Annotated in this window: 10 protein-coding genes; 1 reads left to right on the forward strand and 9 read right to left on the reverse strand. The window is 71.7% G+C overall.

Annotated features, from left to right (window positions below; genetic code table 11):
- Positions 1 to 3: 3 nt before the first annotated feature.
- The 7 genes from ACSHSS_RS13040 to ACSHSS_RS13070 form a co-directional block, all read right to left on the reverse strand.
- The gene (locus ACSHSS_RS13040; protein WP_049019151.1) at positions 4 to 1221 is read right to left on the reverse strand and encodes a glycosyltransferase family 9 protein; all 1218 of its coding nucleotides are present in this window, start codon (positions 1219 to 1221) and stop codon (positions 4 to 6) included.
- Positions 1218 to 1829 carry a D-glycero-alpha-D-manno-heptose-1,7-bisphosphate 7-phosphatase gene (locus ACSHSS_RS13045; protein ID WP_006398899.1) on the reverse strand — a complete coding sequence of 204 codons (612 nt, stop codon included), beginning with the start codon at positions 1827 to 1829 and terminating at the stop codon, positions 1218 to 1220. Before ACSHSS_RS13045 ends, ACSHSS_RS13040 begins: the two co-directional genes overlap by 4 nt.
- Entirely contained in the window at positions 1820 to 2569 is a 750-nt protein-coding gene (locus tag ACSHSS_RS13050) for an SDR family oxidoreductase (RefSeq protein WP_006398898.1), read from the reverse strand. Before ACSHSS_RS13050 ends, ACSHSS_RS13045 begins: the two co-directional genes overlap by 10 nt.
- Before the next feature lie 187 nt (positions 2570 to 2756).
- Positions 2757 to 3281 (reverse strand): hypothetical protein, encoded by a 525-nt coding sequence (locus ACSHSS_RS13055; RefSeq protein ID WP_035957039.1) that lies wholly within the window; start codon positions 3279 to 3281, stop codon positions 2757 to 2759.
- Positions 3226 to 5970: an ABC transporter transmembrane domain-containing protein gene (locus ACSHSS_RS13060; RefSeq protein WP_049019150.1), complete on the reverse strand. Its 2745-nt coding sequence runs from the start codon at positions 5968 to 5970 to the stop codon at positions 3226 to 3228. The genes ACSHSS_RS13055 and ACSHSS_RS13060 overlap by 56 nt, the downstream gene beginning before the upstream one ends.
- 47 nt (positions 5971 to 6017) lie before the next feature.
- Positions 6018 to 6989, reverse strand: coding sequence for a BON domain-containing protein (locus ACSHSS_RS13065; protein ID WP_049019152.1), 972 nt, complete (start codon positions 6987 to 6989; stop codon positions 6018 to 6020).
- A 161-nt stretch (positions 6990 to 7150) separates the two neighbouring features.
- Positions 7151 to 7522: a hypothetical protein gene (locus tag ACSHSS_RS13070; protein WP_043282141.1), complete on the reverse strand. Its 372-nt coding sequence runs from the start codon at positions 7520 to 7522 to the stop codon at positions 7151 to 7153.
- A gap of 435 nt (positions 7523 to 7957) precedes the next feature.
- On the opposite strand from ACSHSS_RS13070, the gene ACSHSS_RS13075 reads away from it, so the two are divergent.
- On the forward strand, positions 7958 to 9541 hold the full coding sequence (locus ACSHSS_RS13075; protein ID WP_445545061.1) for a PAS domain-containing hybrid sensor histidine kinase/response regulator: 1584 nt from the start codon (positions 7958 to 7960) through the stop codon (positions 9539 to 9541).
- Positions 9542 to 9551: 10 nt separating this feature from the next.
- On the opposite strand, the gene ACSHSS_RS13080 is transcribed toward ACSHSS_RS13075, so the two are convergent.
- Entirely contained in the window at positions 9552 to 9902 is a 351-nt protein-coding gene (locus ACSHSS_RS13080; RefSeq protein WP_006417218.1) for a hypothetical protein, read from the reverse strand.
- A 2-nt stretch (positions 9903 to 9904) separates the two neighbouring features.
- Entirely contained in the window at positions 9905 to 11110 is a 1206-nt protein-coding gene (locus tag ACSHSS_RS13085; RefSeq protein ID WP_035956289.1) for a zinc-dependent alcohol dehydrogenase, read from the reverse strand.
- Positions 11111 to 11291: the final 181 nt, after the last annotated feature.

An 11291-nucleotide genomic window follows, 5' to 3' on the forward strand; every position in this document is an offset into this window, starting at 1 on the left:
GCGTCAGCTCCTGGTGATGACGTGCGCGAAAGGAATCACGTTCGATGCGCCGGCTGCGCTGCCGGCGAGCGACGTGTCGGACGCGGCGGCCGCGCGGGCACCCGCGTGCCGCGCACCGCGCGCGTTGCCGCGCAGCAGCGCGTGCGCGGCGTCGACGACGTCGTCGACACGCACGCCGCGCAGGCACGGATGTCCCGGCTGTTCGCACACGCTGCGATAGCAGTTGCGGCACGGCACGTCGACGTTCAGCACGCGATGCGGAACGCGCCACGGCGTGTGCTGCGGATTGGTCAGCGCGTAGAGATCGACGACCGGCGTGCCGAGCGCGGCCGCGAGATGCGCGGGGCCGCTGTTGTTCGACAGCAGCAGGTCGGCCGTCTCGATCAGCGCGCCGAGCTCGCCGAGCGGCAGCGCGCCCGCGAGCGGCAGCGCGCGCGGGCCGATCCGCTCGCACACCGCATCGACGAGCGCGCGTTCGCCGCTGCCGCCCGTCACCGCGACGCCGTCGAACTGCGACACGAGGCGCGCGGCCGCGTCGCCGAAGCGGTCGGCCGGCCAGCGCCGCGATGCGGCGCTCGCGCCCGGATGCACGACGAGCCAGCGGCCGCAACCGTGCGCGTCGCCGCGCCGCGGGCCGCCGAAGCGCTGCAGCGCGGCGCGCAGCCGCGCCTGCACCGCCCGGCGCGCCGCGTCGCCCGGCTCGAACGCCATCCGCCAGTCGGCCGTCTTCGCGCCGATCGTGCGCACCAGCGCGAGCTGGCGCGCCACTTCGTGGCGCACCTGCTGTTCGGGCTCGGTCTCTGCGACGCGGTCGGTCAGCAGCCGATACGGGTTCTCGCGGCAATGCGCGAGCCGCAGCGGAATACCGGCGAGCCAGCACATCATCGCGGCCGGCAGCGGGCTCTGGCTGTAGACGGTGAAGATCACCGCCGCGTCGAAGCGCGCGGACAGCAGCCGGTCGATCATGTCGAGATCGGCGACCGGGTTGGCCGGCGCGTCGGGGTGCTTGACCCACGGCGCATCGTAGGTCCACACGTCGTCGACCATCGGCAGATGCGTGCCGAGCGCCGCGCCCGTGCTCGACGTCAGCAGCGTCAGATGCCGGCCGTTGCCGCTTTCCTTCAGCGCGCGCAGTGCCGGCGTCGTCATCAGCACGTCGCCGAGATTGTCGAGCCGCACGCACAGGATGCGGCGCGCGCGGTCCCACGCGGGCGCGCTCATTGCCGTACCCGCGAGCCGTGACGGCGCGCGGTTTCGCGCACGACGATGTCGGCCGCGAGATCGAGCCGGTCGACGACGAAATGCGGCGTGCGTGTCGCGTCGATCCGCCATTCCGTCTCGTAGCCGCGATCGACGAGGATCGTGCGGCACTGCGCGGCGCGGCCGGCTTCGATGTCGTCGAGTATGTCGCCGATCATCCAGCTCGCGCCGGCCTCGACGCCGAGCGCGGCGACCGCGCGGCGCAGCATGCCGGGCCTCGGCTTGCGGCACAGACAGTCGCATGCATAGCGCGGCACGCTGCCCTGCGGGTGATGCGGGCAGTAAAAAAAATCCGCCAGCGCCGCGCCGTTCTCTTCGAACAGTTCGGCAAGACGCTGGCGGACCGCGCCAAGCTGAGATTCGGTGAAGCGGCCGAGCGCGACGCCCGGCTGGTTCGAGACGACCGCGATCGGCATGCCGGTCGACGCGAGCGAGCGCAGCGCACGCGCGGCGCCCGGCGCGAGCCGCATGCGCGCCGGATCGACGTTGTACGGCACGTCGTCGAGCAGCGTGCCGTCCTTGTCGAGCAGCACGGCGCCGCGCGGACGCGGATCGTGCTTCAGGGCCATGATGTCTCCTTCATCGGCAGCACCATCACTTCCGGCACGACCGTGCCCGGCGGCTGCGTCAGCACGAAGCGCACCGCGGCCGCGACGTTCTCGGGCGGCTGCAGCGTGTCCTCGTCGATGTCCGGGAAGCGGTCGAGCAGGAACGGCGTGCGCATCCCGCCCGCGACGATCGCCGAGACGCGCACGCCGGCCGGGCGCAGCTCCGCATGAAGCGCATGCGACAGACCGAGCAGCCCCCACTTCGTCGCGTGATACGCCGATGCGTTCGGCCACGCGCGTTTCGATGCGGTCGACGCGATGTTGACGATATGCCCGCCGCCGCGCGCCTTCATCATCGGCACGACCGCATGGCACATCAGGTATGGACCGAACAGGTTCGTCATCAGCACCTGCTGCCATGCGTCGACGCTCACGTCGTCGATCGGCGCGGTCACGTCGATCGCCGCGTTGTTGACGATCACGTCGAGATCGCCGACGACTTCGCGCGCATCGTGCACGGCCTGCAGCACCGACGCCTCGTCGCGCACGTCGAGCGGACGGCCGACCGCCTTCACGCCGTGCCGCGTGAGCCGCTGCGCGACGGCCGCCGCGCGGTCGCCGTCGAGATCCGCGACGACGACGTGCGCACCGTTGCGCGCGAGTTCCTCGCAGATCGCTTCGCCGAGCCCGCGGCCGCCGCCCGTGACGAGTGCGGTGCGGCCGGCGAGCGGCAGTTGAGCTGGATCGTGGGTCCCGTTCACAAGTACCTCCCTGTCGGCGTCCGAAGAACTTCGTCGGAACGCTTGTCGTGACAAGCGTCATGACAGGGAAGACAGCGAGATTTGTGCCCGTCCGGTTCGAACCGCGTTGCGTCGCGCGCCGCCGCGCGTTCGCTGGCTTTTTTATAACCGGCTGTAAAAACGTGCCCGCACCGCGCGCGGCGCGCGATCAGATCGCGAGCGCGTCGGGCGTCGCCTGTGCGCGATGCTTCGCGAGCGCGCGCAGGCAGTGCGCGATGCAGCCCGCGAACGCCTCGTCGAACCACGGCTGCGCGCCCGATACGCCGACCACGATGCCGTGCTGCGCGACGGCGCCCCACAGGTTCGTGTCGCCCGCGCGCAGCCGGTACGGCTCGAGCGCCTGCACGACGTGGCCGTCGCGGCCGGTTTCCCACGACAGGCGCGCTTTTGCGCGCGCATACGCGCGATAGTCGGCGTCCCAGTCCTTCGGGTCGGGCAGCGAGAACTCGTAGAGGATCGCGTCTTCGAACGACGCGTCCTGCGGGCCGAGCGCCGGATCCATGATCACGATGTGCAGGCAGCCGCTGTCGCCGACGAAGTCGCTCTGCAGCGCGGCCGACAGCGTCGGCAACAGCAGTTCGACGGCCGCGATCGCGGCCTGGCGATCCGCGAACGCGCTACCGCCGCGACGTGCGGTCAACCCTTCGGGGGGCGGATTCAGATGAGTGGGCATGAGAGTCTCCGGAGGAAAATGCGAGCGCGCGCAGCGTCGCGATCAGGTCGGCCGGCGCCGCCGGCTTGGTCAGATACGCATGGAAACCCGCCTCGACGGCCCGCGCGCGGTCGCGTTCGCGCGCGTGGCCGGACAGCGCGAGCGCTTCGAGGGACGACGCGCCGTCCTCGTTCGCGCGCGCCGCTTCGAGCTGGCGCACGCGCGTCATCACCGTGTAGCCGTCTTCCTCGTCGTCGCCGAGGTCGATGTCGCAGACGAGCAGCGCCGGCCAGTCCGCCCGGCGCGCACGCCACAGCGTATCGAGCAGCGCCTGGCCCGACGCGAATGCGTCGACCTGCGCGCCGGCCACCGTCAGCAGCGCGGTCAGCGCATCGCGCGCTTCGTCGTGATCGTCGACGCACGCGATGCGCAGCCCTTCGAGCGGTTTGTCGGCGATCGGCGCGGGCACGGCATCGGCCGGCTGCATCGACGCCGGCGCGATCGCGCACAGCGGCAGCGCGACGTGCAGCGTGACACCGGTGTCGTCGCGTTCGCGCACGACGTAGCCGCCCGCCTCCTCGATCGCGTTCTGCAGCGGCTCGAGCGCGAGCAGCGACAGCTCCGGCGCATCGACGCCCGCGCATGCGACCGTGATCCGTGCGTCCGGATCGTGCCGCTCCGTATAGACCTGGACGCGCCCGCCGCTGCCGCTCACGTCGATCCCGTTGCGGCACAGCTCCCACACGAAGCGCCGCAGCGCGGCCGGATCGGCCTTCACGATCAGGTCCTCGTCGGACAAATGGCGGAACACCGGCACGCCGCGCCGCTCGGCCGCGTCCGCGAGCCCGTCGAGCACCTGCGACACGAGCGGATTGATGCGCACCGGCTGCCGTGCGAACTTCGCCTCGGTGCGTTCGAGCTCGCGCTGCTTCGCCTGCAGCGCCCACATCTGCGCATAGACACCGCCGCTCGCGAGCAGCTCGTCGTGCGTGCCTTGCTCGACGAGGCGGCCGTACTCCATCACGAGGATGCGGTCCGCATCGACGATCGTCGACAGCCGGTGCGCGATGATCAGGCTCGTCCGGTGTTGCGCGACGCGCATCAGCTCCTGCTGGATCGCGCGCTCCGACCGCGTGTCGAGCGCGGACGTCGCCTCGTCGAACACGACGATCGGCGGCGCCTTCAGCAGCGCGCGCGCGATCGCGACACGCTGCCGCTCGCCGCCCGACAGCCGCACGCCGCGTTCGCCGACGCGCGTGTCGTAGGCATCGGGCAGCCGCTCGATGAACGTGTCGAGCTGCGCGCTGCGCGCGGCGGCGACGACTTCCGCGCGCGTCGCGTCGCGCTTGCCGTACGCGATGTTGTACGCGATCGTGTCGTTGAACAGGATCGTGTCCTGCGGCACGATGCCGAGCGCGTCGCGCAGGCTGCGCTCGGTCACGAGGCGCAGATCCTGGCCGTCGATGCGGATCGTGCCGGCGTCCGGCTGGTAGAGCCGGAACAGCAGCCGCGCGAGCGTCGACTTGCCCGAGCCGCTGCCGCCGACCACCGCGACCGACTGGCCGGGCTCGATCCGGAACGACACGTCCCACAGGATTTGCCGGCTCGGCTCGTAGCCGAAGTCCACGTGCTCGAACTCGATCGCGCCGCCGCGCACGACGAGCGGCTGCGCACCCGGCACGTCGCCGTCCTCGCCCGGCTTGCCGCGCGCGTCGAGGAGCCCGAACAGCCGCTCGATGTTCGTCATCGCGTCGTTCGCCTCGCGGAACACGAAGCCGAGCGCGTTCAGCGGCAGGCTGATCTGGATGATGTACGCGTTGATCAGCACAAGGTCGCCGACCGTCATCGCGCCGCTCGCGACGCGCTCGCCGGCGAGCAGCATCACGGCCGCGATGCCCGCGCCGATGCAGGCGCTCTGCCCGATGTGCAGCGTCGACAGCGCGTACTGGTTGTCGACGCCCGCGTCGGACCATGCGTTCAGCACGCGGTCGAGCCGGTCGCGCTCGACGTCCTCGCGCGCGAAGTACTTGACGGTGTCGACGTTCAGCAGGCTGTCGACGATCCGCGAATTCGATTCGGCCTCGAGCGCGTTCACGCGGCGCTGGTAGCGCATGCGCCGCCGCGTGAACACGATCGTGTACGCGGCGTAGACGGCGAACGTGACGAAGATGATCGCGGTGAAGCCGCCGCCATACTTGCTGACGACGATCACGAGCACCGAGCCGATCTCGATCGCGGTCGGCACGATCGTAAACACGGCGACGCCGAGCAGATAGCCGATGCCGGCCGTGCCCTTCTCGAGGTCGCGCACGACCGCGCCCGTCTCGCGCTGCGAATGGAAGCGCGCGCCGAGCCGGTGCAGATGGCCGAACGTGCGTACCGTGAACGCGGCCACCGTGCTCTGCGTGACCTGCACGAACGTCATGTCGCGCACTTCGTTCAGCGCGTTCGACGCGAACCGCACGACCGCGTACGCGAACAGCAGCAGCACCGGCAGCGATGCGGGCCGCTGCGCGAGCTGGCCGAAATCGTCGACGATCTCCTTCAGCAGCAGCGGCACCGACACGGCCGCGGCCTTCGCGAGCACGAGCAGCGCAATCGCCGCGAGCACGCGCGCGCGATAGCGCCAGATCGCGCGCCACAGCTCGGCCGTGATCCGCAGCCGCAGGCCGCGCGCGTCGCGTCGCGTCTCCCCGGTCGCCGCCGTCATGCGCGCACTGCGTTCCGTTGTGGCGGGTTCATGGCGCCCGTCCTCCGTCAGTGATGGCGCTCGCGGCCCGGCGTGCCGCCGGTGCCCGCCGCAGTGCCGCTGCCTGCGGCGCCGCTGCCTGCGCTGCCGCCGCTACCCGCGTCGCCACCGCCCGCGCCCTGCGCCGCCGACGTGCCGGGCTCCGGCTCGCGCACGGCCGGCTGCGTCGGCGTGACGGTCCGCTGCGCGGGGTGCAGCACCATGCCGCTGTCGTGCTCGCCTTCGCGCTTCACGCGCACGCGGTTCTCGACGTCGCGCACGCACATGCAATCGTCCGCGATGTCCTCGATCGCATGCTTCATCCAGCGCGCGGGCACCGTGCCCTCGAGCTCGACGCGGCCGTCGCTGACCTGCACGCTGACGTCGCTGACATCGATGTCGAGCGCATGCGCGAGCCGTTCGCAGACATCCTCGCGGATCCGTTCGTCCGAGCGCGTATAGCCTTTCGGGCCGCGCCGGCCGCGCATCGCGTCGCGCGCCGCGCCGCTGCCGAAGCGCGACAGGTCCGGCGCGTCGGCCGTACGCGGATCGTCGTAGCCGCGCTCGCCGCCGCCGTACCAGCCGAGCCGGAAATGGCCGCGCAGGCCCGGCGGCTCGTCACGGCCGCCGCCGTAGCGGTGCGCGGCCGAGCGCTCGTCCGGCTGTCCGCGGCCGCGCTCGGCCTCGTATGCCGCATCGCGCGCGCCGCGCGGTTCACCCGGGCCGCCCGGGCCGCCGTGCCATTCGGTGCGCGCGCCGCGCCGCCCGAGCTCGGCGGCCGGCCGTGCCGAGCGCTCGCTCCATTCGCTGCCCCATTCCTCCGGGCCGACGTCTTCGCTCGCGAAGCGCCGGTACGCGGACTCGTAGTCCTCTTCGGGGCGCAGCGCCGGATCGTCCGGAAAACCGCGCTCGCCCGCGTCCCGGTACGCGCGTTCGCTGCGTTCCTGCCAATCGGGCGGGCCGCGCCGTTCGACCGGCCGCCCGGGATATCGTCGTTGCATCGTGTCCTCCTTGACCGCGTGCGCGGCGGACGGCCCCATGCCGCCCGGCGCGCGTCGCGTCGCCGGCGCAATCGGCATGCCGCGCGCGCGGGGCCCGAACGCGTGCGCCGCACGCGCCGGTCGTGCCGATCTGCAACCGGATTGCAGTTTTTGCGTGCGCGTCAGCCGCGCCGACCGCCGCCCGCGTCGGATTCGTCGGATTCGTCGGGCTCGTCCACCTCGGGCGGCTCGGCGAGCTGCTCGAGCCGGTCCGGCTCGATGTCCGCGCTCTCCTCGAGCGTCGCGTCGCCGTCGGCGGCCGCGCGCTCGCCGGTGCCCGCGCGGTCCGTGTCGCTGTCGAGCGTCGCGTCGCCGCGCTCCAGCGCATGCGCGTCGAGCGGCGAATCGACGTCGAACGCGTGGCGCCGTGCGCCGGCCGTGTCGCTGCCGCTGTCCGACGAGTCGCTCGGGCCCAGTGCGCGTCCGTCGCGGCCGCGGCTCGCGTTCTCGTCGTCCGGGCCGGCCGGCTCGTTGTCGGGATTCAGTGTGCTCATCGCCATGTCCTCGCGGTTGCCATGCGCGGCGCGGCCCGAACAGGCCGCGCCGGTCGCCGGGCACGCGAGGGACGCAAGGGCCGTGCCGGCCGCGAGCGCGACGACAGGCGGCCTGCGCGGGCGGCGCGGGCGGCCGGGGCGGTCCGGGCGACCGGCGTGCGCGGCCGGCGCGCGTGACGGGCGCGCACGATGGGTGTGGCGTGACGGGTGGGCGTGACCGGCGGCGCGGTCATCGGTGCGCTCGCCCGGCGCCGGCGTCCCGCGCGCGACCGGCCCCGTTCATTGCGTGCGGCCCGGCACAGTCCGTGCGTGCAGATTGGCCAATCAAGCGGCGATCCCGTATGCTCTCGGGGTGCCGCCCCGAACCACCGCGCCGCCGTCCCGCTGTCCCGCGGACGGCCCATGGCGTGTCATTTGCAGCCGAGCCCGCCTCTGATGACGAAAGACGACATTCGACCCCACTCGAATCCCCCGCCGTCCGCCCCGGACGCGGGCGACCTGCTGCATCGCTTCGCGGAATTCCGTTTTCAGACCGTCGTCGCCTCGATCACCGACCACGCGGTGTTCATGCTCGACACGGAGGGGCGCGTTGTCACGTGGAACGCCGGCGCCGAGCGGATCAAGGGCTACCGTGCGAGCGAAATCGTCGGCAACCATTTCTCGCGCTTCTATCCGCCCGAAGCGCTCGCGGCCGGCCGCCCGTCGTACGGGCTGCGCGAAGCCGCGACGCACGGCCGCTTCGAGGACGAAGGCTGGCGCGTGCGCAAGGACGGCTCGCTGTTCTGGGCGAGCGTGACGATCACCGCGGTGCGCGACGAGTCCGATCAGCTGTGCGGCTTCATCAAGATCACGCGCGACATGACCGAGCGCAAGCGGCTCGAGGAACTCGAGACGTCCACGCATCGGCTCAGCGTATTCATCGCGATGCTCGCGCACGAACTGCGCAATCATCTGGCGCCGCTGCGCCATTCGGTCGGCGTGCTGCAAAGCCTGCCCGATCCGGCGCCCGCGCTCGCGCAGTGCCGCGAAGCGGTGCACCGTCAGGTCGGGCAACTGACACGGCTCGTCGACGATCTGCTGGACGTCGGCCGCATCACGTCGGGCAAGGTCGAGCTCGAGGATCGGCCGGTGACGGTGCGCGATCTCGTCTGCCGCGGCGTCGAAAGCGTGCAACCGAAGCTCGCGACGCGCGAGCAGGAGATCCACGTCGAGCTGCCGCCCGAGCCGATCGTGCTGCGCGGCGACGATGCACGGCTCGTGCAGGTGCTGCACAACCTGCTCGACAACGCATCGAAATTCTCGCCGCGCGGCGGGCGCATCGACATCAGCGCGCGTGTCGAGGGCACGGTCGTCGCGATCCGCGTCGTCGATCGCGGCGTCGGGATCGCGCCCGGTGCGCTCGAATCGATCTTCGATCTGTTCGAGCAGGAAGGCGCCGCCCATCGGCCGGCCGACGGCTTCGGGCTCGGCCTCGCGATCTGCCGGTCGTTCGTCGAACTGCACGGCGGGATGATTTCGGCGGAAAGCGAAGGCCCCGGCCACGGCGCGACGTTCATCGTCCGGCTGCCGGTCGAGCGCGCGGCGCGCGCCGAGCCCGAGGTGCCCGTCGCGACGGCGGCCGCCGCCGCGCCGGTCGCACCGTTGCGCATCGTCGTCGTCGACGACAACCGCGACTCCGCGGACACGCTCGCCGTGCTGCTGCAGGTCAAAGGCCACGCGCCGCGCGTCGCATACAGCGCGGACGAAGCGCTCGCGCTCGCACGCGACTACACGCCGCATCTGATGCTCATCGACCTGACGATGCCGGACGTCGACGGGTTCGCGCTGCTGCAGGCACTGCGCCGCATCGATGCGCTCGCCGACACCGCGTGCGTCGCGCTGTCGGGACACGCGCAACCGGCGGACCGCGCGCGCAGTACCGGCGCCGGCTTTGACGACCATCTCGTGAAACCGGTCGAGATGCCGGTGCTCGACGCGCTGCTGCAGCGCGTCGCGCGCAAGTTCCACGCGCGCCCGTAAGCGGCCGCGTTCATGCCATCGCGCGGCACATCGCCGCGCAGGCATCGCAGGCGAGCGCGCAGCGCCGGCAGTGCTCGTGCGTATGGCGCCGGCATTCCGCCGCACAGCGCTCGCAGACCAGCGCGCATAGTGCGCAGACCTGCGGCGCAAGCACGCTGCGCCGGGCCATCGCGCCGGACGCGAAGCGGCACAGCAGCGCGCATTCGATGTCGAGTGCGATGCAGGCGGTCAGCGCGCGCGGGTCGGGCTCCGCGAGACACGCGCCCGCGCAGGCGTCGCACGCATGCGCACATGCGTCGCATGCAGCCATGCAGGTGTCGTAGCGCGCGTTCAGTTCGGTGCGGTTCGTTGCGGGTGCCATGATCACGGCTCCAGTTTCACTTTGACCCAGCCCGGCTCGCGCACGTCGAACGCGCGATACGCGTCGATCGCATTGGTCAGCGGCTCGCGCTGCGTCAGCACCGACAACGGATCGAATGCACCGCTGCGCACCAGCTCGATCAGCTGCGGCGTGATCGTCCGGTGATTGCAGTTGCCCATCTTGATCGTCAGGTTGCGGTTCATCGCCTCGCCGATCGGAAACACGCGCGCCTGCGGCGGATACACGCCGATCACCGCGACCGTGCCCGCCTTCGCGACCGCGCGCACGGCCCATTGCAGCACCTGCGACGGCCCGTCGCCCGGCACCCAGTTGCGGCCGTCCGGCTTGCGGCGCGGCGCGACCGCGTCGACCTCCGCATCGAACGCACGTGCCGCGTCGGCGTCCGCGGCGGCCGGCCCGTGCGTCGCGCGCATCGCGTCGACGCCGACCGCATCGATCACGCGATCGACGCCGATGCCGCCGGTCAGACGCAGCACGGTGTCGACCGGATCGTCCTCGGAGAAGTCGACCGCTTCGGCGCCCTGCGCACACGCCATGTCGAGACGCGACGCGATCCGGTCGATCGCGATCACACGGCCCGCCCCCATCAGCTTCGCGCTCGCGATCGCGAACAGCCCGACCGGGCCCGCGCCGAACACCGCGACCGTATCGCCCGGCTTCACTTCGGCGAGCTGTGCGCCGAAATAGCCGGTCGGAAAAATGTCGGACATCAGGATCGCGCGATCGTCGTCGATTTCGTCGGGCAGACGGATCAGGCTCGCGTTCGCGAGCGGCGTGCGTGCGTATTCCGCCTGCAGTCCGTCGAACGCGCCCGAATCGGCGGGGCCGCCGAAGAACGCGGTGCCCGCGCGCGGGCCGCCCGGATTCGCGACGTCGCACTGCGCGGTATAGCCGGCGCGGCAGTACACGCAGTGGCCGCATGCGATCGTCGACGGAATCAGCACGCGGTCGTCGCGCCGCAGATTGCGCACGTCGCGGCCGACCGCCTCGACGATGCCGACGCCTTCGTGCCCAAGAATCGTGCCCGGCTTCATGCCGCCGAGCGTGCCGCGCACCATGTGCAGATCGGTGCCGCAGATCGCGCTGGCCGTCAGGCGCACGACCGCATCGGTGGTGTCGGCGACTTCCGGATCGGGAACGGTATCGATGCGGATGTCGCCGATACCGTGAAATACGACTGCTTTCATGTCGGACCCTCCTTGTCGAACGCGGCAACGGCATCGTCGCCGCCACGCGGTCGAGCAAGGCGCGCGCCCGCATCGCGCGCGTGAGCGATGCGCGGCGCGGATCGACAAGGAAGCAGGGGGAGATGCGGTGTGCGGTGTGCGGTGTGCGGTGTGCGGTGTGCGGTGTGCGGTGTGCGGTGTG

This window comes from Burkholderia sp. BC1 (genome assembly GCF_052683555.1).